Annotated in this window: 26 protein-coding genes; 10 read left to right on the top strand and 16 right to left on the bottom strand. The window is 43.5% G+C overall.

Annotation, left to right across the window (positions count from 1 at the left end; all coding sequences use genetic code 11):
- Genes dltC through ACSYSR_RS04130 form a run of 4 tightly spaced genes read right to left on the bottom strand, consistent with a single transcriptional unit; the run spans nucleotide 1 to nucleotide 3,146 of the window.
- Nucleotides 1-237 (bottom strand): D-alanine--poly(phosphoribitol) ligase subunit DltC, encoded by a 237-nt coding sequence (gene dltC / locus ACSYSR_RS04145; RefSeq protein ID WP_047974650.1) that lies wholly within the window; start codon nucleotides 235-237, stop codon nucleotides 1-3.
- A 15-nt stretch (nucleotides 238-252) separates the two neighbouring features.
- Nucleotides 253-1,464: a D-alanyl-lipoteichoic acid biosynthesis protein DltB gene (gene dltB, locus ACSYSR_RS04140; RefSeq protein WP_252773473.1), complete on the bottom strand. Its 1,212-nt coding sequence runs from the start codon at nucleotides 1,462-1,464 to the stop codon at nucleotides 253-255.
- Entirely contained in the window at nucleotides 1,457-2,986 is a 1,530-nt protein-coding gene (gene dltA / locus ACSYSR_RS04135) for a D-alanine--poly(phosphoribitol) ligase subunit DltA (protein WP_489816052.1), read from the bottom strand. The genes dltB and dltA overlap by 8 nt, the downstream gene beginning before the upstream one ends.
- Nucleotides 2,987-3,005: 19 nt before the next feature.
- Nucleotides 3,006-3,146 carry a teichoic acid D-Ala incorporation-associated protein DltX gene (locus ACSYSR_RS04130; protein ID WP_252773471.1) on the bottom strand — a complete coding sequence of 47 codons (141 nt, stop codon included), beginning with the start codon at nucleotides 3,144-3,146 and terminating at the stop codon, nucleotides 3,006-3,008.
- 149 nt (nucleotides 3,147-3,295) lie between these two features.
- Here ACSYSR_RS04130 and ACSYSR_RS04125 point away from each other — a divergent pair, with 149 nt between their 5' ends.
- The 6 genes from ACSYSR_RS04125 to ACSYSR_RS04100 all read left to right on the top strand — a co-directional run bounded on the left by ACSYSR_RS04125 (nucleotide 3,296) and on the right by ACSYSR_RS04100 (nucleotide 8,761).
- On the top strand, nucleotides 3,296-4,513 hold the full coding sequence (locus tag ACSYSR_RS04125; RefSeq protein ID WP_489816053.1) for a PTS transporter subunit EIIC: 1,218 nt from the start codon (nucleotides 3,296-3,298) through the stop codon (nucleotides 4,511-4,513).
- Nucleotides 4,506-5,390 carry an alpha/beta hydrolase gene (locus ACSYSR_RS04120; RefSeq protein WP_252773469.1) on the top strand — a complete coding sequence of 295 codons (885 nt, stop codon included), beginning with the start codon at nucleotides 4,506-4,508 and terminating at the stop codon, nucleotides 5,388-5,390. The genes ACSYSR_RS04125 and ACSYSR_RS04120 overlap by 8 nt, the downstream gene beginning before the upstream one ends.
- A gap of 39 nt (nucleotides 5,391-5,429) precedes the next feature.
- On the top strand, nucleotides 5,430-6,389 hold the full coding sequence (locus tag ACSYSR_RS04115) for a TPM domain-containing protein (RefSeq protein WP_489816054.1): 960 nt from the start codon (nucleotides 5,430-5,432) through the stop codon (nucleotides 6,387-6,389).
- An 86-nt stretch (nucleotides 6,390-6,475) separates the two neighbouring features.
- The gene (locus ACSYSR_RS04110) at nucleotides 6,476-7,102 is read left to right on the top strand and encodes a LemA family protein (protein WP_252773467.1); all 627 of its coding nucleotides are present in this window, start codon (nucleotides 6,476-6,478) and stop codon (nucleotides 7,100-7,102) included.
- Nucleotides 7,103-7,347: 245 nt separating this feature from the next.
- Nucleotides 7,348-8,403: an AEC family transporter gene (locus ACSYSR_RS04105; RefSeq protein WP_489816055.1), complete on the top strand. Its 1,056-nt coding sequence runs from the start codon at nucleotides 7,348-7,350 to the stop codon at nucleotides 8,401-8,403.
- 175 nt (nucleotides 8,404-8,578) lie between these two features.
- Entirely contained in the window at nucleotides 8,579-8,761 is a 183-nt protein-coding gene (locus tag ACSYSR_RS04100; protein ID WP_489816056.1) for a hypothetical protein, read from the top strand.
- A gap of 96 nt (nucleotides 8,762-8,857) precedes the next feature.
- On the opposite strand, the gene ACSYSR_RS04095 is transcribed toward ACSYSR_RS04100, so the two are convergent.
- The 3 genes from ACSYSR_RS04095 to ACSYSR_RS04085 form a co-directional block, all read right to left on the bottom strand.
- Nucleotides 8,858-9,877 (bottom strand): YdcF family protein, encoded by a 1,020-nt coding sequence (locus ACSYSR_RS04095; RefSeq protein ID WP_489816057.1) that lies wholly within the window; start codon nucleotides 9,875-9,877, stop codon nucleotides 8,858-8,860.
- 151 nt (nucleotides 9,878-10,028) lie between these two features.
- Entirely contained in the window at nucleotides 10,029-10,559 is a 531-nt protein-coding gene (locus tag ACSYSR_RS04090) for a DUF4811 domain-containing protein (protein WP_489816058.1), read from the bottom strand.
- Between the two features lie 2 nt (nucleotides 10,560-10,561).
- Complete coding sequence (locus ACSYSR_RS04085) at nucleotides 10,562-12,052, bottom strand: MDR family MFS transporter (RefSeq protein WP_489816059.1); 1,491 nt, start codon at nucleotides 12,050-12,052, stop codon at nucleotides 10,562-10,564.
- Nucleotides 12,053-12,220: 168 nt separating this feature from the next.
- Between ACSYSR_RS04085 and ACSYSR_RS04080 the strand changes: the two genes are divergently transcribed.
- Nucleotides 12,221-12,775: a TetR/AcrR family transcriptional regulator gene (locus ACSYSR_RS04080; protein WP_489816060.1), complete on the top strand. Its 555-nt coding sequence runs from the start codon at nucleotides 12,221-12,223 to the stop codon at nucleotides 12,773-12,775.
- Nucleotides 12,776-13,147: 372 nt separating this feature from the next.
- On the opposite strand, the gene ACSYSR_RS04075 is transcribed toward ACSYSR_RS04080, so the two are convergent.
- A complete protein-coding gene (locus ACSYSR_RS04075; RefSeq protein WP_252773458.1) occupies nucleotides 13,148-13,705 on the bottom strand; it encodes an NAD(P)H-dependent oxidoreductase in 558 nt (185 codons plus the stop codon).
- A 220-nt stretch (nucleotides 13,706-13,925) separates the two neighbouring features.
- On the opposite strand from ACSYSR_RS04075, the gene ACSYSR_RS04070 reads away from it, so the two are divergent.
- The 3 genes from ACSYSR_RS04070 (at nucleotide 13,926) to ACSYSR_RS04060 (ending at nucleotide 17,591) form a co-directional block, all read left to right on the top strand.
- Nucleotides 13,926-14,144: a hypothetical protein gene (locus ACSYSR_RS04070; RefSeq protein WP_489816061.1), complete on the top strand. Its 219-nt coding sequence runs from the start codon at nucleotides 13,926-13,928 to the stop codon at nucleotides 14,142-14,144.
- 138 nt (nucleotides 14,145-14,282) lie between these two features.
- Nucleotides 14,283-16,505, top strand: coding sequence for a glycosyltransferase family 39 protein (locus ACSYSR_RS04065; protein ID WP_489816062.1), 2,223 nt, complete (start codon nucleotides 14,283-14,285; stop codon nucleotides 16,503-16,505).
- A gap of 18 nt (nucleotides 16,506-16,523) precedes the next feature.
- Nucleotides 16,524-17,591, top strand: coding sequence for a glycosyltransferase family 2 protein (locus ACSYSR_RS04060; protein ID WP_489816063.1), 1,068 nt, complete (start codon nucleotides 16,524-16,526; stop codon nucleotides 17,589-17,591).
- A 325-nt stretch (nucleotides 17,592-17,916) separates the two neighbouring features.
- On the opposite strand, the gene ACSYSR_RS04055 is transcribed toward ACSYSR_RS04060, so the two are convergent.
- From ACSYSR_RS04055 to phnC (ACSYSR_RS04020), 8 genes are all read right to left on the bottom strand, one after another.
- The gene (locus ACSYSR_RS04055) at nucleotides 17,917-19,443 is read right to left on the bottom strand and encodes a bifunctional metallophosphatase/5'-nucleotidase (protein WP_489816064.1); all 1,527 of its coding nucleotides are present in this window, start codon (nucleotides 19,441-19,443) and stop codon (nucleotides 17,917-17,919) included.
- 66 nt (nucleotides 19,444-19,509) lie between these two features.
- Complete coding sequence (phnE, locus tag ACSYSR_RS04050) at nucleotides 19,510-20,301, bottom strand: phosphonate ABC transporter, permease protein PhnE (RefSeq protein WP_489816065.1); 792 nt, start codon at nucleotides 20,299-20,301, stop codon at nucleotides 19,510-19,512.
- On the bottom strand, nucleotides 20,301-21,083 hold the full coding sequence (gene phnE / locus ACSYSR_RS04045; protein WP_252773452.1) for a phosphonate ABC transporter, permease protein PhnE: 783 nt from the start codon (nucleotides 21,081-21,083) through the stop codon (nucleotides 20,301-20,303). Before phnE (ACSYSR_RS04045) ends, phnE (ACSYSR_RS04050) begins: the two co-directional genes overlap by 1 nt.
- On the bottom strand, nucleotides 21,080-21,841 hold the full coding sequence (gene phnC / locus ACSYSR_RS04040; protein ID WP_489816066.1) for a phosphonate ABC transporter ATP-binding protein: 762 nt from the start codon (nucleotides 21,839-21,841) through the stop codon (nucleotides 21,080-21,082). The genes phnE (ACSYSR_RS04045) and phnC (ACSYSR_RS04040) overlap by 4 nt, the downstream gene beginning before the upstream one ends.
- Nucleotides 21,842-21,938: 97 nt before the next feature.
- Nucleotides 21,939-22,901, bottom strand: a complete 963-nt coding sequence (locus tag ACSYSR_RS04035) for a phosphate/phosphite/phosphonate ABC transporter substrate-binding protein (RefSeq protein ID WP_489816067.1) — start codon at nucleotides 22,899-22,901, stop codon at nucleotides 21,939-21,941.
- Nucleotides 22,902-23,230: 329 nt separating this feature from the next.
- Nucleotides 23,231-24,025: a phosphonate ABC transporter, permease protein PhnE gene (gene phnE, locus ACSYSR_RS04030; RefSeq protein WP_489816068.1), complete on the bottom strand. Its 795-nt coding sequence runs from the start codon at nucleotides 24,023-24,025 to the stop codon at nucleotides 23,231-23,233.
- Entirely contained in the window at nucleotides 24,022-24,804 is a 783-nt protein-coding gene (gene phnE, locus ACSYSR_RS04025; protein WP_489816069.1) for a phosphonate ABC transporter, permease protein PhnE, read from the bottom strand. The genes phnE (ACSYSR_RS04030) and phnE (ACSYSR_RS04025) overlap by 4 nt, the downstream gene beginning before the upstream one ends.
- A complete protein-coding gene (gene phnC / locus ACSYSR_RS04020) occupies nucleotides 24,801-25,565 on the bottom strand; it encodes a phosphonate ABC transporter ATP-binding protein (protein WP_489816070.1) in 765 nt (254 codons plus the stop codon). Before phnC (ACSYSR_RS04020) ends, phnE (ACSYSR_RS04025) begins: the two co-directional genes overlap by 4 nt.
- Between the last annotated feature and the right edge of the window lie 39 nt (nucleotides 25,566-25,604).

Genomic DNA, 25,604 nt, shown 5'->3' with positions numbered 1-25,604 from the left:
TTATCCCAACAATGATTCTACTTTAGCAATAATCTTGTTTGCTGTGTCCCAGTCTTCGCGATTAAATTCTGAAACAGGTGCTTGAATACCAAACTTGTTTTCCAAGTCCAACAACAATTCAACAGTAGCCATTGAATCCAACAACCCTGAATCAAATAAGTTTTCGTCCATTTGTGAAGACAAGTCTTCACCAATGATATTGTTCAAAACTTCTAATACGCCTGCTTTTACGTCCATTATATTTCTCCTCTATTAGTGGTGGAACCAGAACTTATCTAAGAATCCACAGAATACCAAGAATGTTAACATCACGAAGTTGAAGGTCAAGAAGATGGCAAACACTTCCGTGAATTTGTTATGTGGGATTTGATCACGGTGCTTCTTTTTAAAGCGCAACCAGGCATCGTTGACAATCATTCCTGTTCCATGCAACAAAGCATAAACGATATAATACCATGTCAATCCGTGCCAAAGGCCCATGACCATCATGTTGACCAAATAGCCAACGTTTGAAACAGTAGTCCGGTTTTTAATCCACTTCTTACGCATCACCATGAAGGAGAAGCGCATGAAGACGAAGTCTCGGAACCAAAATGACAACGACATATGCCAACGATTCCAAAAGTCCTTGATGTTATGAGACCGGTAAGGTTGGTTAAAGTTTATTGGTGATTTAATCCCCATGACATATGATGTAGCGATGGCAAAGCGAGAATAACCCGCAAAGTCAAAGAACAAATACATACCATAAGAATAGGCCACACCAATTAACCACCAGGAAAAGCCATGATGATTATCGCCCATTGCCAAACCTTGAAAGAATGGATAAACAATTTGACCAAAGTAATAAGACAAGATGAACTTGTAGACGAAGCCTAAGAAATAAGACTTAACTGCATAGCCCAACATGTCAATATAGTCCGTTCTTTCAGGTACTGATCCAGCATCGCCGGCAAAGCGCGTGTAGCGATCAATTGGACCTGATGACAGGGTTGGCATAAAGAGCATAAAACGCAAAAACATAATTGGCTTAAACTCTTTAATGGCACCATCCCGCGTCTCAATAATCATCCCTGTTGAGCGGAAAGTCAAATAAGAAATTCCTAAGAAACCAAGCAGAGTGAATTCAGGCTTGAAAACACCAATGGCGCCGAAGCGCACTAATGTAATCGGCAAGATTGACAATGCCACCATTAGGTAGAAAACCCAGTTAGCATTCTTCGTCTTGCGATAAGCCGAATAAAAAGATACAAGACAGAACTGCCAGATACTATATACCAGTATCGCAATTCCCTGGTTGACATAGTGACCAGTATCGAAAATTAAAAAGATAAAAGCCAAAGAGACCAAAATCTCATACCAGACAATGCGTTTACCAAAGTAAAGTCCAATTGCCAGTGGCACCAAAGCCACTAAGAGGTAAAAGAAGTAGGTCGGATCGGCATAGGGTTGTAGATTAGGCATTGCCATTCACCTCAGCAATCAAGCCCTTCAAGTTTACCTTACCATTTGGTGTCAAAGGCATGGCATCGCGGTAGATAAACCGCGATGGCATCATGTATGGCATGATGATGTCCTTTAGGTCTGCCTTAATAGCGTTAGTCAAATCCATTGGCTTTTCAAAATCGTTCTTCTTTGGGACAACAATGGCCAACAACTGCTTAACTTCACCATCTGCGTCGTAGCGAGGAACGGCAGCCGCCTGTTCAACCCACTGAGACTTCAAAAAGTGCTGGGCAACTTCTTCCAATTCGATTCGGAAGCCATGCAACTTGATTTGGAAGTCCACACGACCCTTGTAATGCAAGAGGCCGTCTTTGTCCATGTAACCCAAGTCACCAGTCTTATAACCCGGTTGACCGTCGACCGTTAAGAAAGCGGCCTTGGTCTTTTCGGGGTTATTCAAGTAACCCTTTGAAACAGCTGTACCAGACAAAACGATTTCACCCGATTCATTAACGGGCAAGACCGTTCCATCCTGATCCATGATGGTTGCCTTCATTTCAGGTTGCATGTACCCGATTGGCAACTTGTCATACTTGGCCAAAACTTCGTCCGTGATTTCAATTGCTGATACGGCAACGGTTGCTTCCGTTGGACCATAAGTATTAAAAATTCGGGCATCCGGGAAACGTTCGCGCAATTTCTTGGAAGTTGTTGCTGTCAAAACTTCACCACAGAACAAGAATTTCTTCAAGCGGGGGTAATTTTCTTGCTTAAAATCAGGACTCAACAAGGCAACGTTGGCAAATGAAGGTGTTGAAACCCACAAATCCAAGTCCATTTCTGGCAAAACAGTAAAGAGTTGCTTAAAGTCATCGGCAATTTCCTTTGACAATGACTTCATAACGCCACCCATCAACAGTGAGCCTCCCCATGACATAACAGAAACGTCAAATGAGAACGGTGTCTGAGTCAAGACATTGTCTCCATGGTGTAAATCAAATTCATCAGAGAAGAGCCAGTTCAAATAAGATAAGGCGTTCTTATGTGAAATCTGAACACCCTTTGGCTTACCAGTCGTACCTGAAGTAAAGATAATGTAGTAATTATCATCGCCCAAAACTGGGTGAGTTAACTCATATGACTTCTTAGCAGTGAAAGCCGCTTGCAATTTTTCACCCTGGAAAACAGGGACAGATTCGATTGGCAATGGCAATTCATCCAAAGCAATCACTGCTGAAGGTTGACCAATTTCCAAGATATTTTCAATCCGGTCCTTGGCAGAATCCTTGTCAACCGGTGCATAGGCGTGGCCTGATTTTACAGCAGCTAAGAAGGCAGCTACCATTTCGAACTGATGTCCACCAAAAACCATAATTGGTGACTTCTCAGGCAAGTTTTGCTCATCTAAGTAGGCCGCCAATGAGTCAGAGTAGGACTTCAAATCGCCATAAGTATAGGTATGGCCCAACCCGTCGTAGGCAATCGCATCAGGATTTTCCACTGCATAGGCATCGATATTTTTGTAAATGTTATCAATCATTTGTCGCTTCCTCTTTATTTTAGAATTCGTTATAAATGAAGTGGCCCCCGGTAACGCCGGAATAGCCATATAGATAAATCAAGGCTAAAATGATTAAAAAATAAGCCAGGGTTTTGACAACAAATGTCACCCAGGGCTTGCTCAGAAAACGCTTGAACATCGCGTGACGCCCCCAAAATTGTTCGGTTAGTGTTATAATTATTGGCATATTACCAGTGGTACCTAGTAAAACACTTTTACTATTATAGCACAATACTTTTTCTTGTAATACCACCCCAAATTTTGGGGTTAGTTTGGAGGCACTGTTACATGTTTGCAAAGATCCTAGCAAGGGTTCAAAGATGGGATCGGGCTTGGGTAGGTCTTTCACCTATCAAAAATCTTTTTTCTTCATTTAAACTAGTAATTCCTTTGGTGATTATTGATGTTTATTGGCGTTTGATTACTCGATTATTCTTAGACCCTGGCGCCCTGTTCGCCACAATTTTCCATTATAAAATTCACTTTTTTAACAATCCACTGATTTCCCAAGGAATCAGTAACGTTTTGGACTACCTCGTGGTGGCCTTTACAGTTGCGCTTTGGACAAAAAAGTATTTGACGGAAAAACTTTCCGAAAAACGCGACCCCATCCTGCCGGTGACCGTTAACTTTGGCCTAGTCTTAGTCCAAACTTTCTCGTCTGGTTTCAGCCAGGGACAGCTAACCATTCATCTCGGCCTGTGTTTACTCATCGCCTATCTGATCAACCTCACTTACTTGGGGTTAACCAAAATCACGAAAGACCGGTTGCAGGACATGGGCTTTACCTATCTAAGTTGGGCAGCCATTGTCTCAATCCTCGTCGTAGTGGGCACATCATTTATACCAAACATTGTCACCCAAGGAACGTATACTACCTTCTTTTCATCTGACTTTTTTGCCCATTATTATTCATTGGCATTGGTTGCTGCTTTGGCACCCATCTTGTTCGTTTTGGGTATTAGCATTCCCTTAGACCTGTCCACCGGCGCCACAGATTTAGCCCAGGTGAACACAAACCTGAACGCCGTTTACCAATCAGTGATGGCCACATTGCCACAACCACAAAATCCCTACTCTGTTTTAACCGCTTCAGCTATGATTGGTGGTGTTGGGGCAACCCTAGGATTAGCACTAATTCTTATATTTGCTAAAAGTAAACAGAACCGGCGACTTGGCCTCTGGTCACTACTCCCAGCTCTATTTGACAACAATCGCATTTTAGCTTACGGAATTCCGCTTTTCTTGCGGCCACTGACATTGGTACCGATGATTTTGAGTTCCCTCTTTGGGTCACTGTCAGCTAGTGTCGCCATTAAGCTCGATTTTGTTCGGCCAACCGTCTTTAGCGCTCCCAGTGGGACACCCCACTTACTGCTTGGCTTTATGACCAGCCAAACCCCTTGGCGATCATTAGTCCTAGCGATCTTTGTTTTGCTTGGTTCAATTTTGATTTACTGGCCATTCGTCAAGGACATGGTTAAAAAGGAGGTTAAGCATGGCTAAAAGTACAAAATTCATGCTCTTCTTAACAGTCCTATTGACCGTTATCATTGCGCTCTTTGGTCGTGTCTGGATGCTTTCTGAGCACCAAAATGACCGAGCAATTCAAAAATCGCGGATGGAACCCGTTATCTTTGTTCCCGGATCTAGTGCCACTGTCAGACGGTTCGATGATCTCTTTGCTACCATTAACTCAGAAGACCGTGATAAAGGAACTCACTCTGTCTTGAAGGTTCAGGTCAATTATAATGGTAGTTTAACTTATTCCGGTCACGTTGATGGTTCCAACCGTCGACCATTTATCGTTGTTGGCTTCGAACGCAACCAGGATAATTATCCAACCATTCAAGCTGATTCTGAGGCGCTCTCTAAGGTGATGACCGACCTACAATCCCGCTATCATTTCCGGAATTTTTCAGCTGTTGGTCACTCCAACGGTGGGCTGATTTGGACGGATTACTTGGAAAATTACTATAGTGCAGCAAACTTGCACATTCGGACGCTGATGACTTTAGGAACACCTTTCAACTTCTCTGAAACATCCACAACACGACAAACAACCATGCTTTCAGATATGATTGCTGGTGCAAGCAGCCTCCCGAGCGATTTGGTCGTCTACTCGGTTGCCGGTTCAGAAGATTACACAGACGACGGTACAGTTCCTGTTCAATCGGTGCTTTCTGGTAAGTATATTTTCCAAAAACAGGTTGCTAAGTATACTCAAACAACGGTTTCAGGCGATAACGCTGGCCATTCAAAGCTACCGGAAAACCCTGAAGTCATTAACCTGATTCGCGAACTGGTTTTACAAAATCCAAATGACGGGTCTAAGCTAACACCAAAAAGCGCCAAAAACATCAGTGGCGGCTTTAGCCGCTAATCGCTTGTCAACTATTTTGTTTCATTAATTGGAGGTCTTATGATGGCTTTGCTAAAAAATAAAATCGGGCTAGCCACCATTAGCGCATTCGCCCTCTTCTTCCTGAGTTGCCACTTTCAAACGGCTCAAGCAGAAGACCCAAACACAATTGAGCCCAGCTCGAACTTTGTGGTGACTGATCATGCCAATGCGCTTTCAGACCAAACCAAGCAGGCTATCTTAAAGCAGGAGCAAACCTTTAAAAAAACCAAAGAACAGCCGCAAGTAGCGGTTTTAACTATCAACAATACCGATGGCCAATCAATTCGCGACTTCACTAACAGTTTAACTATGCGCTCAGTCTGGCACGCTGGTAAAAAAGGGCAAGACAATGGTGTCATTATTGTCTTTGCTAAGAATAACGGTCAAAATAACGTGCGGGTGGTGACCGGAACAGGTGTTGAATCCGTTCTACCTGATGGCAAAATTTATCAGCTCCTGCAAGCCAACCAACAAGAGTTAAAGTCTTCAGATCCAAACGCTATTGATCGGGGAATCCGCAACCTCTTTTTACAAGTTGAAAAGACACTCCCAACCACCCAAACAAGTGGCAAACAAAGTGCTTCAACAACCAGTTCAGTGATTGCCCTTGGTCTAATTACCATCCTTCTCCTTATTATTTTCTTAGTTTGGTCCAAGATGCGGCGTCTTAATGGCAGCAAAGGATCTTATTATGGTACTGATAATAGTAATAATATCAACCGCTTTAATCAGGCCTCAAATAGGCCCCAACGCGGCCATCATTCTGGTCTGGATTGGTTCTTAGGTGGATTGCTACTATCAAACCTTTTCTCGGGTCCAAGGCGGCATTATTACGATGACCATTATGATGGCTTTGGTGGCGAATCTAATTTTGATGGTTCTGACTTTGGTGGTTCAGACTTCGATGGTTCAGACTTCGGTGGTGGCTCTGATTCCGGCGGTGGTGGTGACTTTGGTGGTGGCGGGTCCGATTTTTAAAGACTAGCCACTCTTGTTTCAAAGCCCATTCCTCGCTACAATATTTCTAATAGCTCATCGCTAAACAACGATAAAGGATACGAATCATGACGATTATTAATGAAAAGGCACCCTTTTACAAGAAACGTGGTTGGCAAATTACGGCAGTCATTGCCCTTGTCTTCATCATTCTCATTGGTGGCTTTATTTCTTCTGCCAACGGCTTATCCCGCAAGGAACAGGATGTTGATGCTGCCACGGGTGGGATTCAAACCGCGCTGCAAAACCGCGCCGATTTGATTCCAAATTTGGTCAATGCTGTTAAGGGAGCCCAGGGACAGGAATCTGCCATTTACGGTAAGATTGCCGATGCCAGAACTCAATACAATCAAGCAAAGCAAAGCTATGCAAATGCCAATGATCAAGACCAAAAGACAACAGCCATGCAAAATCAAGATAAGGCTTTCAATTTGATGGTTTCCACAATTAACGAAAACTATCCGGATTTGAAGTCCTCTGACCAAATCCAAACTTTGATGGTCCAACTAGAAGGTGTCAACAACCGTGTCACTTACGAACGTAAGGTTTATAACAAGGCTGTTCAAGACTACAATAATAAAGTTGTAGCATTTCCAAGTTCTTTGGTGGCTTCTCTAACCAATCACCATAAGTTCAACTACTTCACCGCAGACAGTTCTGCCCAAGAAAATCCAACTGTTAACTTCGGTAACTAATTTTGCAGAAGACAGCAGAAAGCCCCAACCATTACTGGTTGGGGCTATTTTTGTCTCACATAAAGAATAATACTATTATACAAGAACTTCGATAATCGAACAATCTTTTTAGCCATTTCTTTTATTTCATTTCGTTACAGCTTTGTAAGTTAATTTTTCTAACAAGAGAATTGTTCTAATTTAATTTTAATGATAGACTAATAAATAAACCATTAGGCGCCAAAAATTGGCAACGGGAGGTATACATGTCGATTAGTTCTGCTCTTGAAAAAACGCTTACCAACAATTCGATTATCGCTGCAATTGTGGAAACCCTAGGAACTATCCTATTAGGTTTTTTTCTCCGCAACCGGCAAACTCTTAGCCAAGACGCCGTCAAAACCTTGACGAGCATTACCATGAGTGTTGCCCTCCCCCTCTTAGCCTTTACAGCCTTTCTTACGCCATTGAACCATCAAACCCTCGTTCAAAGTATCGATGTTCTGATTTGGGGCTTGATTATTTATGTTATCTTGATTGTCACGATGCCCTTTTTATACGGTCGCTACGGCAAAGACCAACGCGAAGTTTTAGGTGTGTTAACTGCTTTTGGATCAACGACCTTTTTCGGGATGCCAATCGCGGGCGCTGTTTACGGTGCCAAAGGAATTATGTACGCCTCCGTTTTTAATATCGGCTATCGTGTCTTCTTATACTCCTACGCCTACATCAAAATGTCTGGCGAACAGCTACGCGGCGAGCACATCAAAAAAATGCTGGTTAATCCAATTGTCATTGCCACTTTTCTTGGCCTAATCCTCTGGGTTAGTCAAAACTGGATGCCTCAAATTAGTAGCTACAGTGAAAGTAATCCCAGCCACGTGGCCTTCTACCGCCTCGATGTAACCGCCCCTTGGCTTTTTTCCTGGATGAAACTATTAGCCGGTCTAGCATCGCCACTGGCTTGGTTAGCCATTGGGGCAAACTTGGCTCAGATGTCCTTCACAGATGCCATTAAAAACCACACCGCTTGGTACTATTCCTTTAATAAAGTCATCATTGTCCCAATCATCATGGCGGCCATCGCCATCTTAGCAAATGTCACCCATCTTTTGCCCGTTGACCAAGTGGCAATGGCAACAATGGTCATCATGATGGCGACCCCCGTTGCAACGGTGGCAGTCAACTACGCCATGGCCTTCAACCATCAAAGCTTACTGGCGGCCAATACCTCACTGATTTCGACAATTTCAGCCACCATAGTCTTGCCACTCTGGATTATCATTGTGCAACTTTTGGGCGAATTACCAGTCTTTAAATAGCAAAAGCAAACCCTCATCAATCGCCGCGGTCAAAGAATCACATTCGCTAACTACTAATGCCCGATCTAACTTTTAATACTAGTCAAAAACAACAGGTTGACCAGATTGTCTCTTTTTCAATCAACTATTAATCGGTATAATATTCCTTATTGAGGAGTTGAAAGGAGCCAAAATCATGGCCATTGTTGGATTACTCGTCGTTGCCTTTGCTTTATTAATTATCTTATTTGCGGCTGCTCATGGCTGGAAGCTTTTCCGCAAGGGAGACGTTAGCATGCTCCCACTGCTTGGAATTGCCGCCTTTCTTTTTCTAATCGGGCTTGCCTTTATTATTTATAACCTGATGACCCTTCATTAATGCCAGGCAAGAAAATCAAATTCGAACTAGCCCCGATTAGCAGTAATACTATCAAAAACGATGACCACTGACCAAACATCAGTGACCATCGTTTTTTTAAAAGGCAAGAAAATAGGCAAGAAAGGCTTCAACGACCAAAAGCAAAAAGGTAATCAGACGGTAATAAGAAAGAATTCCGATGTACTCTCGGATCAAGGCCGTCGGCAAAAAGTACAGAGAAGTTGGTGCGCCGATTCCCTGGGCTGAAAAACCAATTCGCTTGGAATAAAGGCTGGCCCGCATAACATGGTAATTACTGGTCGCAAAGAGAATCTGCGGTTGACCGGTGTGGCCTGATTTTTCCCAGTCCGCTAAAATTTTCTCCTTAGAAAACATAAAATTCTCAAAGGTATTGCGGGACTGATCCTCTAAGATAATCTTTTCTGTCGGTACACCAACTTCAAGTAAATACTTGCGCATGGCATCCGCTTCAGAAGTACTTTCGTCAGATCCCTTTCCGCCGGAAACCACAAACTTAGGCTTCTGCCCTTCATCGGCCTGGCGATAATAGTGCAAAGCTTGATCTACCCGACTTTGGAGCAACGGCGTTACTCGGCCATTATGGATATAACTGCCAAGAACAATCATGTAATCGGCCTTTTTCGTGGCAGGCAAAACTTGATATAAAAGTGAATAACCCAGATAACTAAGAAAAAGCAGGAAGAAAGTATTGTAAATTAACAATCCCAGAACATAAGCAAAGCAAAGCAAGCGGCCATGGACTTCTCCAACTACAAAAAGTAAATAAAAGTCAATGCCCATCGTTACAGCCAAAAAGAGCGCTAATTTAGCAGTGAAGCTTTGACCTTCCTTATGGGAAATAATATTAGTATTACGCACCAACCAAAAAATGAGGAAGGCAATAACCACAATTGGTAATAAAATGACTAGAACGTTCATCACTGGTACCTGCTGGTCTAAAACATAGCCAGCCAGTTTCAGGTACAAAGCCATGACAGTCAGCAGCAAGGAAAAAATTAATAAACTCCCAAAAATGAAGTTTCGCTTATCAATGGCAACAGCAACGATTGCAATGACGATAAGCGCTAATAATAAATAAATTAATGGTGTCAGCATTTCAGCCACCCTCTTTACACTTTTATTTCAATTATAACAGAAATCAATACCAAAATAGAAAAAGCACCCGGAAAGCAGAATCCGGGTGCTTGGAGAGAAGAATAAATTAAGCAGAAATGTATTTTAAGCATAAGTTAACTTTAAGCGTTAGTTACTTCAGAACAACTTGCCAGCTAGTAGGCACTTCTAAAGTGTGTACTTCCTTGACCAAGTTATCTTCTTTATTTTGCTTGAACAACCACTTATAAGTGTCATTCTTGTAAACCCATTTCGTCGTCGTTGTCTTGACTTGAGCAGTTTGAATATCAGCCTTCTTATAAGTAGCTGACTGCTTAACTGCTTTCACAATGTCACTCGTATCAGGAACAAAGTGAGCAGATGCTTCCTTGTCCGCTGCTTGGTCTTTATAAACCAAGACATAGTCATCAGTACCAATCTTCTTAGCAGCAACCATGCCAACAGGCATTTGAGCAGGTGCAGCAGAGTAAACTTCCTTTGTTGCGACTGTTGTTTCCTTCTTCATCCCGTAATGAGCGTCCATATTAGCAGCCAACAGACCGATTGAAGCAATCATTGCCAATGAGAAAATTGTTCCCAAAATAACCTTCAAGACTTTTGATGGAATCAAAAACCAGCTAGCAGCAGTCAAGATAACAAAAAGCGGAATAATTACCAAAATCATGATTAAGCTTCCTCCTTCTTATCTTGCTTAACAAAGAATGCCAAGATGAAGCCCAACACGGCGAAACCAAGACTAATCATAAAGGCAATCTTGAAACCATCCAAAGAAGCATCCAACATCTTGCTTGCGTAACGCAATGGTTCTGTAACCTTCAGATGGGTACTTGGTGTATTGTTGTTGATTACGTTTTGGACAACTGATGTCAGTAAAGCAACCACCACAGAGTTGGCCACCTGACGCAAGGTGTTATTGGCAGCAGTTCCATGAGATGCCTTTGCATCAGGCAAAGCGGCCATCGCATTGGTTGTCATTGGCATCATCGCCATGGCAATTCCGGCCATTCGAACACCATACAAGACAGTAATAATAATCGTTGGTGTTTCAGGAGTTAAGAACAAGAATGGGAAAGTTCCCAAACCAAGAATAGCAAAACCGACCATTCCCAAGACCCTTGCACCAACCTTGTTATACAAGGCGCCCGAGACGGCACTGAAGACCCCCATTAACAAGGCTCCCCAAAGCAAAGTTAATCCAGAGTCAAAGGCTGACAAGCCACGCACGTTTTGCAAGTACGTTGGCAACATCATTTCAACACCGAACATGGCCATCATCGCCAAAATTCCAACAACAGTTGGAATCGTGAAGTCCTTAGTCAAGAAAACCTTCACGTCCAAAAATGGATTCGACAATTTCAACTGACGCCAAACAAAGATTACGATAAGCAAAACACCGGCAAAAACTGGGACAAGGACGTTTGGCACATTACCCCAACCGTGTGCGCCAACATTGGTGAAGCCCCACAAGAAGAGACCAAAACCAATTGTTGAAAGAATTAATGATAAGAAATCAAGCTTAACCTTCTTAGTTGGCACAACATTTTTCATCAAAAATGGTGTCATAATCAGCGCAATCCCAGTGATAATCAAAGGAATTAAGAAAGTTGAGCGCCAACTATCAGACAAGGTGAAGCCTAAAATTGTATGATCTTGCTTCAAAATCCACCCTGACAAGGTTGGCCCAATGGCTGGAGCCATTCCGATGACTAATCCCATCGCACCCATGGCTGCGCCTCGCTCTTCGGGGGCATACATGTTCAAGATGACGATTTGCATCATTGGCATCATAATTCCAAAGGCCATGGCTGAAATAATTCGACCAATAATGAAAATCCACCAAGACCCACTATTTTCTGGTGTCGACATGGTTACCAGGACCCCAATAAAGAGTAATCCGTAGGCAATCATGTGTAAAACTTTAGTCGGAATTCGGTTAGCTAAGTAAGCTGACAGTGGCACCATCATCCCATTAAAGAGAAGGAACCATGTCGTTGCTTGTTGTGCTGTTGACAAGTTAATGTTGAAAGCTTTCATTAGAGAAGGAATGGCCGTCCCCAATGATGTCTGCATCAACGCACCGGCTGTCATGGCAATCATCATGACTACTACGACGAGTGTTCGATTGTAAGTTCGCTTGTTTGTTTGAACTGCTTCCATCGTTATTTCCTTTCGTGGTACAATGTGTACCAGTTATTTCATGGAACATAGTGTAACAGCTAGAATTAACTGAGTCAACCTGTTTCACTAAATTCTTTTATTTGCTATAATATTCTTAGAAATAAAGGAATTTAATCACAAAACGACACCTGTCGTGGAGGAAACCAGATGAAATTTGGCCAACAAGAAAATATCCGAGTTAAGCAACAAATTGTTGACGGTTTTTTTGAACAATTAAAAGAACAACCCCTTTCAGAAATCCGTGTTGCCCAGTTGATTAAGTCAGCTGGGGTTGCACGGGTGAGCTACTACCGCAACTTCGATAGTATTGAAGATATTCTGACCTTTTATTTAACCTGTTTGGTTGTTCAACATCATCAGCAAGAAAAACAAAGTGCACCCTCTCATAATCGCAGCCGGGAAACAATGAAAATTCACTTTACTGATTCTTTTGTGGCTTTTAAGAGTCAGGAAGAGCGCTTTATGCTGTTAATCGACCGGGGCCTTTCTAGCCATATTTATGAATTTTTTGTGAACTTTGGTGAAATCATCAAAGCTAAACACCCTGAAAAAAAGGATAGTTTTAATTATCAGCACATCTTTGTTTTCGGTGCTTCCTTCCACGTAATGATGGCCTGGTTACAAAATGGAGCCAAGGAAAGCCCCGAAGAAATGGCCGATTTTTTGGTCAATACGATGCCGGATAGTTTTTTCGACAACTAACAGTCCGTAAAAGAATGAACCGATATTTTTTAATAGAGGCCAACTTACTAAGAGTTTCGGCTTCTTTTTTACGTCTTTTATCGACAAGAAACCACAAAAAAAGAACCTTGGAAGCTGAATACTAGTACTGAACTGATAGAACTATAATTGAAGAAACTTTGTGAAAAAAACTAGTTAATCAGAACCAAAAAAGAGATTTGCTAGTCGGGTTATTTTCAAATCTGTTCTCTCTGGTTGGTCACCAAAAAGTCCACTAGCATGTGACTCTTTGGTGGCGTTGCCCTCTCTTTCACCTATAAGGCCATTATTTCAAACAGCAAAATCCGGAACAGAAAAGGACTGGCGTTCATTAACACCAGTCCTTCTTTTCATTTAGTCAATTGTCGCCGCACACTTTTCAATATATGCTTGCCGGTCTTTTTGTGTCACTCCTGAATCCATGTGACCCAAAACATAAGCTTTGTTCAGCTTAATTCCTGTGTAAGAAAAAATTCCTAACTTATAACGGCTCACAATGTTACCAAACAGCTTGTAATACCAGCCGCCAAAATTAGAACTTGTAAAGACGTCCGCCTTCTTGCCCGTTAGGTGCTTAACGATTTTCCCGTTACGACGGTTATAAGCAAAGCCAGGTGTGAAGACACGGTCAATCATCCCCTTCAAAACAGACGGTTCTGCTGACCACCAAATGGGGAAGAAGAATGAAATCCGATCTGCCCAAGCAATTTTTTCTTGAACGAGCATCGGAAAACTTTCATCGTCCATATGCTGGCGATAACCATAGCGTAGGACACAATCAAAATTAGCAGTTGCTAGGTCAACAACTTGAACGTCATGGCCCTTTTCTTTTGCCACCGCTGCGAAATTCATCGCATTAGCGTGGGTAAATGATTCTTGATCAGGGTGCCCCTGAATAACAAGCATTTTCATGTTATTTTTCCTTTTCGGTTCGAATACCCACTCGGATATTCGTTATTGCACCATATTTTTTTACATTATAGCACCTTTATCAGCAAACAATGTTTTATTAAAGACAACCATCACAGTCTCTTTCAGACTGATTTTAAAAAAATTTGGACTACACGGGCTTATCTTGACAATTTTTATTCGAAAGCCCATACTTCTTTATAAGAATACCGGAGGCGTAAAAATGACTCAAACATGGTTTTTCACCAACTTGACCACCTTTGTTAGTGGCCGTTTGATGGCCGATGGAAAACAGCCATCTGCTTTCCATGTTTTTGCTATTTCAACTACAAAAAGTCTTTTAATGGTAGCTGTTGCCCTATTCTTATTTCCTGTTATGCAGCTTAATCAAGGCTCAATTGTGAGCTTTTTTATCGGTGTTAGAGACTGTCAATTTTTTTGATGGTTTTTTATTTTTTCATTTATCTAGTAACGGATTATAGTTCGTTGGCTATTTTAATCTTCACTTGATACTCACTTAATCTTGATATAGCGCTTTAGGCCTACACTAACTTTATTCGAACGAAGGAGGTCCTCGCTTTTGCGATTAAAAAGGATACACAAACTTGATTGGTACCTAGTCGGCATTCTGATTCTTAGCGCCATTTTATATGGTTGGGGTATCTGGGATGCAGGCAGTGCTAACAGTTTCTACACTGCAGCCATCACTTCCATGACCAAGTCATGGTCAAACTTCTGGTATGGGGCTTTTGACCCCGCCGGCTTCATTACGGTGGATAAGCCACCTGTTGCGCTTTGGTTCATGGCCATCTCCGCTAAGATTTTCGGTGTTCACGGCTGGTCCGTTGTCCTCCCAAGTGTCTTAGCAGGAATCGCCTCTGTTTACCTAATGTACCGTCTCTTAGAGCCAAAATTTGGTGTCTGGGCAGGACGAACAGCAGCGCTATTCATGACGTTGACGCCCACCGTTGTTGCCAATAGTCGGACAAACAACATGGATGCCATCTTAGTACTTTTCCTTCTGTTAGCAGTTTTCACCTTGCAAAAAGCTGTTAATAAGAAGAATGTCTGGTTAGTCATGTTGAGCTTTGCTCTGATTGGTGTTTCCTTTAACATCAAGATGCTCCAAGCCTTCATGATTTTACCAGCCATGTTCGTCTACTACATCATCGCCATCAAGGTCCCTTGGAAAAAGAAGGTTGGCTGGTTAGGACTTGCAGTCGTTTCCCTTTCCGTCTTCACCTTGGCTTACCCAATGGCGGTTGATTCAGCAAGCAAGAGTTCACGTCCTTATATTGGTAGTTCTCAAACTAATTCCTTGATGGAATTAGCCTTTGGCTACAACGGGACACAACGTTTACTTGGGCAATCAACTGGTACTGGTGGGACATTCTCTGGTATGGGAACAAAGAAGACTTCAAAGTCTTCAAAATCAACCACTGGTGTTAATCAAATGGGCCAGGCTCCTACAACAGGAACCAATGGTCAAAATCAGACCGGCACACAAACCGGTCAGACCACTAATGGCAATACACCAACTGGTCAAGCACCAACAGGCCAAGCTGGTCAAGCTCCTACTGGTATGAACGGCCAAAAGCCAACCGGTAAGATGGGCAAGATGACCGGTCAACCTGGTGGTAAAACTGGCAAGCGTGGCGGCATGGGCGGTGCTGGAAGTGCCTTCGCCATCGGTTCTATCGGGCCATTCCGTCTCTTCCAATCCGATCTTGGTTCTCAAATTGGTTGGTATCTCCCATTAGCCTTCCTTGGCCTCATTGCTGGTTGGCTTGGCTTCCGCAAGCGCGGCAGCAAGTGGTACCACGTTACAAGTCAACAAGAAGAAGTTCTCCTGTGGGCCGGCTGGTTCGTCCCTGTTTACGGCTTCTTCTCAGTTGCTTCATTCTTCCACCCATACTACACCATCATGTTGGCACCAGCCATTGCTGCCTTAACGGCCATCGGTGTCGCTGCCGTTACCAAAATGATGAAGGTCAATGTCAACACTGAAGATGAAACCGTTGACAAGACGCAACCATTTGTTGCTCGCATCATGCTTAGTGTAGCCGTGATTGCCACGCTCCTCCTACAAGCTTATTACGTTTCTTCTTATTATCCAGTGATTACTGGAATCCTGATTGTCTTGGCCATTGGCCTTGGTGTCTGGTGGCTCTTCCCACAAAAAACAGCAATCAAAGCAAAAGTGATTGCCACAGCTGTTTCAGTCTTGGCGATGGGTGCCTTCTGGGCTTCCACACCAACTATCACCCATACTTCAGCAGCCATTCCAGCTGCTGGTCCATCACTCTTCAGTCGTGGCGGTACCGATATGGGTGGTACTGTCAACAAAAAGCTCTTAGCCTACACTGAAAAGCACCAAGGTTCTGCTAAGTACCTTTTTGCCACAACTGATTCAAACTCCGCTTCCGGTTACATTATCAAATCAGGGAAGGCTGTCATGGCCCTTGGAGGTTACAATGGTACTGATCCAACGATGACCTTTAAGCAATTTAAGCAGCTTGTCAAGGACGGCAAGTTGAAGTACTTCGTCCTTGGTTCCCGTAGTAAGAGTTCTGATGGCCAAATTAAGAAAATTCTGGCCTGGGTAAAAGCAAAGGGTACAGTTGTCAACTATGACTCAAGTTCAAAGTCTAAAACGACAACTACTAACCAAGCAACAACAGCAACCACTACAACAACGACAACTGCTGGCGGTTCACCTACAGCCCGCATGACAGCCGGTGGTCCAACAGGAATGGGTGGCTCCTCAAGCTCTACCTTGTACGATTTGTCCTCAATTTATTAAGACGAAAGGAGTCCAATTATGTTGACACGTTCAAAAATCCCACGATTAGGGTTAATCCTACCAGCTTATAATGAAGAAGAAGTTCTTCCTACCACGTTGAACGTCCTCCAAGGGATTAAAGCAAGCTTGGTTAATCAGATGCTTGTCAGCGAAGATAGCTTCATTATGATTGTTGATGATGGTTCAGCGGATAAGACCTGGTCAATTATTCAACAGCAAGAACGACAAAATTCCGATATTATCGGTGTCAAGTTGTCTAAAAACTTTGGTCACCAACCAGCCCTGTTGGCCGGTATGACGGAAAGTAGCAAGCTGGCAGATATCATGATTACCCTTGATGCCGACATGCAGGACAATCCGGACGTCATTAAACAAATGGTCGAAAAGTATTTAGAAGGCAATGAAGTCGTCTATGCTGTACGCTCCAGCCGCGAAACTGATACTTGGTTCAAACGTAATTCAGCTCTAGCTTTCTACAAGCTGGCTGGTTGGTTAGGGGTCAAAATGGTCCCCAACCATGCTGATTTCCGCTTAATGAGTAAAGTTGCCGTGAAGGCCCTCCTCAAAATGCCAGAACGCAACGTCTTTCTCAGGGCAATGGTTCCCTTGGTTGGGTTCCAGTCTGCTAAGGTCTACTACGAGCGTGGTGAGCGTCAAGCCGGTAAGTCTAAATATCCACTAAAAAAGATGTTCTCCTTTGCCATTGATGGGATCACAAGTTTTAGTATCCAACCAATTCGCTTACTGCTGCACCTAGGAATTCTCGTCCTCGGAATTGCTGGCATCGAAATTGCTTATACGGTTTTTGAAAAAGTCGTCGGCAATCCAACGGCTGGCTGGTCATCATTAATGATTTCCATCTGGTTGCTCGGTGGTTTGAACCTAATTGCTTTGGGTGTTGTCGGTACCTATATTGGTAAAATCTTTACCGAGGTCAAGCACCGGCCACTTTTCCAGATTGAGCGTGAGGATGGCTACCCGGTGGCAGAAGAAAAACTGACAAAAGTCAGTCCAATGCCACAATCAGAAGAAACTGAAAACTATGAAACTGATTACCAGGTTGTCCACCAAGTGATTAGTCGCTAAGCGATTAGTTAACCTTGACTGGGATTAATCAATAAATAGCCCCCTCAAAAGGATGCTGCTAACTCCATTGTTAGTGGCATTCTTTTTTGTTTTTTGGAGAATCTCATGCCAATTGATTTTAATTTTTGAACGTCCTTGATGAGCGACTAATGAAATTAGTAACGCTCTACCACGACAAGGCTGCAAAAGCCTGCATTAAGAAATCAAGGGTGCCAGAGTCAGGGCTAACAAGCCTGTAAGCAATCAAACAGTCAAACAGACTAAAACTTCATCATCGATAAAAAAGCAGGTTTCATACCCAAACTGGGATCTGAAACCTGCTTTTTTAGTTAACAACGTGGATGTTCGTTGGCTGATCAATCCTGATTTTTGGATGTTGTCGTAGATAATCAACAATCAGCTGAGCAACGTCCGTTTGCCCCTCACGGACAACTTGATTACGGTTAAAAATACTATTTCCAGCTCCACCAGCGCGATAATTGTTCACCACGACCTCGTATTTTGCTTCTGGTTGGATGGCTTGTCCGCCGACCATCACAGCGCTAATTCGCTGGCCACGTGGCTTTTTTACATCCAACGTATACGCGACCCCACTCCAAATATCCTCATTAAAATGAGCTGGCTTTGGATAAAGATAGTCTAAGCTAACCATTGGCTGACCATCCTGCCAATCAAAATAATTAGCGTTCTGTTCCAAAGCCAACACAAGTTCTGCTCCCGTTAGCGCAACAACCGCCAGAGTATTTGGGTAGATATAATTAGTCATCACATCTCGAATCGTGACCGTATTATCAAAGCCCCGCATTTCATCATTAAAAATGGCATTAGCAGAAATTTTTGCTCCAGTTGCAGCCATCTGAACCCGGTTAATCAACTCCGTAAAGGGATGGCCATGGAGACGAGCGGAAAAATGATCCGTGATCCGCATGTTATCCCCAACATGGCCAACGGGTTCGTCCAACCACTGATTGACCCGGTTCAACAATGGCTCTGCTAGCGCCATAATCGCCAAGTTTTCACCAGCCGTTGCCGTTGCAATCGTTTTTGCTGCAACCTGTTGATCGGACAAGGTGATTACCCCAACATGGTCGCCACGATAGCCAGGCTGTGTGATTGGCTTACCATTAACAACTTCTGCTAGTGTGCGGTGCTGGTGCCCCGTCACTAGTGCATCAACCCCTTCAATCGTCAATAAATCAGTTCCCTGATTTTCCTGAGTGAGCGGTTCCAGAGCTTGCCCTGTTTTTAAATCACGATTAAAACCGCCATGATAAGCAACCACGATTTTGTCCACTTGGAAGCGGAGATCAGCAACTAGGTTTGAAACAATCTTGACCGGATCTTGAAAAAGCAAGCCCTTGATGTTTTCAGGTTTTTCCCAATGGGGAATGTACTGGGTGGTGACTCCGATGACTGCCACCTTCAAGCCACCTTTTTCAAAGATTTGGTATGGACGCCCAATAAAAGGATTCTTCGTGTCTTTATCCAAGATATTCGCATTTAAGAGCGTCTGATCATCATGCAAAACTTCTTCTAAGTAGGTCCGACCATAGTTAAATTCATGATTACCCAAAATGCGAACTTCGTAACCAACCGTTGCCACTAAATTCCGGTACAGGCTTCCCTCTGCACTCGCCTGTTTTTCAACATAGTCGGTTAGCGGGGAACCTTGGATAAAGTCACCGTTTTCGATGGTAATCACCAGGTCCTCGGTCGCTGCTTGCTTTTCTTGTTCGATAACCGTCGCTGCTCGAGCTAAGCCAAAGCCAGTATTTTGCAATGGCCGACGGAAGTCGTCACCCGTAAAATACCCGTGCACATCGGAAGTCGATAAAATTTTAACCTGCACCATTATTACCCCTTTTGACCAAAGAAAGGGAGATATGACCAGCATATCCCCTTATAAAATGTTATTTTTTTATACCAAGCGCTTCCGGATCTGGCCGGAAATAAAGTCAATGACCGTCACCATGACCACAATGCCAATCAAAATAATACCCACGCGTGGCCATGATCGTGTTGATAAGGCAAAAATCAATGGTGCCCCAACACCACCAGCACCAACAATTCCCAAAATAGAAGCCGATCGAACAGAAATTTCAAAACGGTAGAGCGTATAATTCATAAACTCTGGTAAAACTGCTGGGAAGGTGGCCATTGACAAGCCATCTAAAGAAGATCCACCAGCTGCTGCAATGGCCTCATTTGGGCCACGGTCGATATTTTCAATCGCTTCAGCAAATAGCTTCCCCATCATGCCAACGGAATGGAAACCAAGGGCCAAAACCCCGGCATAGGCCCCAGGACCAACGGCCTTCGTGAACATAATTGCCAACACAAGTTCTGGAAAAACACGAATCACCGTTAACAACAATTTTCCGGAAGCTGATTTGGCTGAGAAAAAATTTTTCTTCGTTTTTGCAGCCCAAAAAGCCAGAGGAACCGCCAAAACAGCCGAAATAAAGGTCCCCAAAAAGGCAATGGCCAAGGTTTCGAGTAAGGCTGTCAGCAGATCCTCCCCGTCGCCTGAATAAACATAGGACCAATCAGGGTGAATGAGTCCATTAACAATTGACCCTAAAACCTGACCGGCAGTACTTTTAATGCCATTAATTGGAACACCTGAAAAGCCCCAAGCAAAAATGGCGATTACCACGGCACCAATCACCCACGGTTGAATCTTTTGCCAGCTACTTCTTTTTTCAATCATTAAGCCAACGCCTCCCGCAACTGATTTGAAATGGTATCAACAATGACCACCACCACTAAAATCGATAAAATCACCACAGCAGTCCGATCATAACGGAACATCTCCAAGGTAGTATTCAAATAAAGTCCAATTCCCCCGGCACCCAAATACCCCAGAACCGTTGAGGCGCGAACATTAATTTCAAGCGTATAGAGGAAGAAACTCAAAAACTGATTAAAGACCTGTGGAACAACTGCAAAGACAATGATTTGAACACTATTGGCACCGGCCGCCTTCATTGCATCCAGTGGTCCTTCATCGATTGTTTCAATTGCTTCGTATAATAGCTTAAAGACCATTCCAAAAGAGAAGACCGCTAAAGCACAGACCCCGGAAAAAGCCCCAATACCAACAACCGCAACAAACAAGGCGGCTAACAGCATTTCTGGCAGTGACCGGGTCAGATTCATCAAAAAACGTACCAGACCACGAACATAGGGATTTTTAACAATATTACCTGCTGCTAATAGTGAGACTGGAATGGCAGCCACACCACCAATCAAGGTTCCAACTAGCGCCATCTGAATCGTTTGCGCAATCGGTGATAAAATAGCCGGCAAGTAAGACCAATCCGGGTTCGACATCTTGACCCACAAATCAAAGAACTGATCCCAGGAAAAATTTTGTCCTGCCCCCGTCATCATCCCCGATAGCAAGGTCAACAGGATAAAAAGGATGAACAAACTAAATCCAACAAGGTGCCATTCCTTTGCAAAACTGCGTTTTGGTAAGTTCTCCATCATCGGTCACCCACTTCTGCATAAATCTTTTGAAAATCAGAAGCCTGAACTTCGGCGATTGGCTTATCATAGACTAATTTTCCAGCCTTTAAACCAACAATCCGAGTGGCATAATCCATGGCTAACTCCATCGAGTGCAAGTTAGCCACAATCGTCAAACCATCCTCTTCGTTTAACCGCTTCAAGTCATCCATCACGACTTTTGTGGTCTTAGGATCCAAACCAGATACTGGTTCATCAGCTAAGAATACAGCCGGTTCCTGCATCAAAGCACGCGCAATGCCCACTCGCTGCTGCTGACCACCAGATAAGTCACGTGCCTTTGTATAATACTTATCGAGCAAGTTAACTCGTTTTAAACTTTTGACGGCTCGATCCTGGTCTTCCCTAGTAAAGAGCCCCAAAGTCGATTGCCAAGTTCGATAGTAACCAACCCGTCCAGAAAGGACATTGCGAGCAACCGTTGACCGCTTGACTAAGTTATAGTTTTGAAAAATCATGGCAATATTGCGCCTTAGAGTCCGCAATTCTTTACCGGATGCCTTAGTAATTTCTTCACCATCAATCAAGATATGGCCATCTGTCACGTCATGTAAGCGATTGATCGCCCGTAATAGCGTTGATTTGCCGGCTCCTGACAGACCAACAATGACCACAAACTCGCCCGCTTCAATATCAAGATTAATATTATCTAGGCCAACAACTCCATTAGGGTACACCTTGGAAACGCCTTCTACTTTAATCGTGCCCTTTTTTGACATGTAAACTTCCTTTTTCTGTCTTGCAACAAGTTCTAATTCGTATATAAAAAGGTCGCCACCATCCAAGATGGCGGCGACCTTTCTTCACAAAATCATTTTACTTAATTTTGTTCATCGTCTGATCATAACTGCGGATGTCATCAAAGTTTGAATCCTTTGAGTCGGTCACACCGGCCCATGAATAAACATCGTTAAAGACTTTCTTTCCTTCGTCCGTCTTTGAAACCGCAATAATCGCAGCCTTAATCTTGTCTGAATCAGAGCTTGAAATATCCTTACGCAAAGTAATGGTATCGTTTGGAATACCCTTTGTGTAGTAAAGAACACGTGTGTTCTTAAAGACGTCTGGCTGATCCTTCTTGACCACATTTCGTGCGTCATCGAAGATAAAGGCAGCGTCAGTGTCCCCGTTCAATACAGACATTACACCTTGATCATGTCCCTTGACTTGAACAAGTGTTGAATCTTTGACAACGTTAACACCCTTCTTATAAAGCTCAACTGTTGGGTAAATGTACCCAGCTGATGAGGTAGCACCCTGGACAGCAATCTTCTTCCCCTTCAAATCATTGATTGACTTGATTGGTGAATCTGCCTTAACCAGAACCATTGACTTGTAACTATTAACTAACTTATCAGTTGTTGCACCAGTGTTGTCATCCTTCATGCCCAAGCGTGTTGATTGCAAGATAACTTTTGCACCATACTGCTTGTGAGCTGTAACATAACCATCAGGTGGCAAGAAGCCCATGTCCACCTTCTTTGAACCCATTGCTTCAATCACGGTGTTGTAATCCGTCGAGATTGAAACGTGAACCGGAATACCCAACTGCTTGCTAAGCAAGGTTTCCAATGGCTTAGCCTTAGCCAAAATGGTATCCGCCTGTGATGAAGGAACAAACTGAATGTTTAATTCCTTCAAAGACATCTTTTTGCTACTGCTTGATGAGTCAGTCGATGAATCCGAATGCTTTGAACCCGTAAAGGCAAAGAATCCTCCAATGACGACCACTAAGACAGCAATTGCTGCAATGATCTTCTTCGTAGCGCTATTCTGCATGATGCGATTCTCACTCCTCTATTCCCATAGGTGCTGATAAACTGTGCAACTGCTTGATTGTGTGTTGACGATTAAGTAACTGAGCAAAAACTCAAATCTGCTTGTCCGCAACACTTAAATTATCACGTAGATTAAATGAATATTCAAGTAAATTTACCTAAAAAACAAGAATATTTTTTGTTTTTTCTTGTTATTTTAATTACAAAGACAACTATTGTCTGAAAAATCCGAATATTCATGAAAATAAAATCATTTTTACGTTTCTTGTAAGCACATGATGCAAAAAAAGCGTTGTGCCGAACACAACGCTCTTGATTCAAATTCAAAAATTAAACAAGACGTTTTCGAATTTTCCCTGAAAGAAAATCAATGACTGTGACCGTAACCACAATTCCAATCAAAATCATCCCTACCCGTGGCCAGGATCTAGTCGAGAGAGCAAAAATCAGTGGTGCCCCCACCCCACCAGCACCGACAATCCCCAAAACCGAGGCGGAGCGAACGGCAATTTCAAACCGGTAGAGCGTATAATTCATGAACTCCGGTAAAACCGCTGGGAAAGTGGCCATGGTTAGGCCATTAAGGCTCGAACCACCAGCCGCCGCAATGGCTTCATTTGGCCCACGGTCGATATTCTCAACTGCTTCTGAGAACAACTTTCCCATCATCCCCACCGAATGAAAACCAAGGGCCAAGACCCCGGCAAAAGCACCCGGACCAACGGCTTTAATAAACATAATGGCTAATACCAGTTCAGGGAAGACGCGAACAACGGTCAAGAAAAACTTGCCCGAAGCCGATTTTGATGAAAAGAACTTACCGTTCGTCTTTGCCGCCCAAAAACCAAACGGTACTGCTAAAACCGCCGACATAAAGGTCCCTAAAAAGGCAATAGCTAACGTTTGCAAGAGAGCGGACACCAAATCTTCACCGTCCCCACTATATAGATAGGACCAATCCGGATGCAGCAAGCCATCAATAATTGAACCGAAAACCTGCCCAGCCGTCGACTTAATTCCCGTCAACGGCACACCAGTAAAGCCCCAAATAAAAATGACGGCCACTACCAGAGCCACCAACCATGGTTTTGCTTTTTGCCATAAAGTCTTTTTTTGCACCATCATTTAAGCACCTCCCGAAGTTGGTTGGAAACAAAGTCGACGAGGACCACCACTAACAAAATGGCTATGATGACCACTGCCGTCCGGTCGTAGCGGAACATCTCCAGGGTTGTATTCAAGTACAGACCGATTCCCCCAGCGCCTAAATAACCCAAAACCGTCGAGGCGCGAACATTGATTTCTAACGTGTACAAGAAAAAACTCAAATACTGATTAAACACCTGGGGCACAACTGCAAAGCAAATCATTTGCATGTTATTGGCGCCAGCCGCCCGCAAGGCTTCAATTGGCCCTTCATCAATGGTTTCGATGGCTTCATAGAGCAACTTAAAGACCATCCCAAAAGAGAAGACCGCCAAGGCAAGAACCCCTGAAAAAGCGCCAATACCGACTACGGCCACAAAGAGTGCTGCTAAAAGCATTTCTGGCAATGAACGAATAAGGTTCATCAGCAAACGCACCAAACCACGGATAAACTTATTTTTAACAATATTTTCAGCTGAAAGAAGTGCCACCGGAATCGCCGCTACCCCTCCCAGGAATGTTCCAACCAGAGCCATTTGAATGGTCTGGATTAAGGGCATCATCACCGCCGGTAAGTAGGACCAATCGGGCTTTGACATCTTAATCCACAAATCAAAGAACTGATCCCAGGAAAAACTTTGTCCGACACCGGTTACATTGGCTGAAACCATCAACAAGACTACCATCAGTAAGAAAATGCTAAAACCGATGATGTGCCATTCCTGGTGAAAGGTCCGCTTAGGCAAGCTCGCATTCATCGACTTACCTCCGCTTCGCGGTAAATTTCTGCAAAATCTGTTTCCTTCACGGCCTCAATTGACTGGTCGTAAACTAATTTTCCTCCGCGCAAGCCCACAATCCGTGTGGCATAGGCCAAGGCCAAGTCAACCGAATGTAAATTGGCAATGATCGTCAGGCCATCCTCCTCGTTCAAGCGCTTTAAATCATCCATCACCATCTTGGTGGTCTTGGGATCCAAACCAGAAACCGGTTCGTCCGCCAAGAAGACCGCCGGTTCTTGCATCAACGCTCGGGCAATCCCGACTCGTTGTTGCTGACCACCGGATAAATCACGAGCTTTTGTATAGTATTTATCCAACAAATTAACTCTAGTTAAACTTTGCACCGCCCGCTCCTGATCTCCCTTCGTAAAGATACCCAAGGCCGACTGAAAAGTGCCATAGTAACCCACCCGACCAGAAAGGACATTCCGAGAAACACTTGCCCGCTTGACCAAATTATAATTTTGGAAAATCATAGCCACATTGCGGCGCATGTTGCGCAACGCCTTCCCGGAAGCCTTGGTAATATCTTGACCATCAATTTCGATGCTGCCCTCGGTCACATCGTGCAAACGATTCAATGATCGGAGCAAAGTTGATTTTCCTGCTCCGGATAGACCAACAATTACCACAAACTCGCCAGCGGCAATATCTAAATTAATGTTGTCTAAACCGACAACGCCATTATCGTAAATTTTTGAAACGCCAGTAACCTTGATTGTACCCTGATTTGACATCTGCAATCCCTTTTTCTAACTGATTTGAAAAACGTAGTT

The sequence above is a fragment of the Fructobacillus sp. ESL1096 genome (assembly GCF_058511985.1).
Note: the sequence above shows the minus strand (reverse complement) of the source record. Positions and strands in the feature narration are given on the sequence as shown.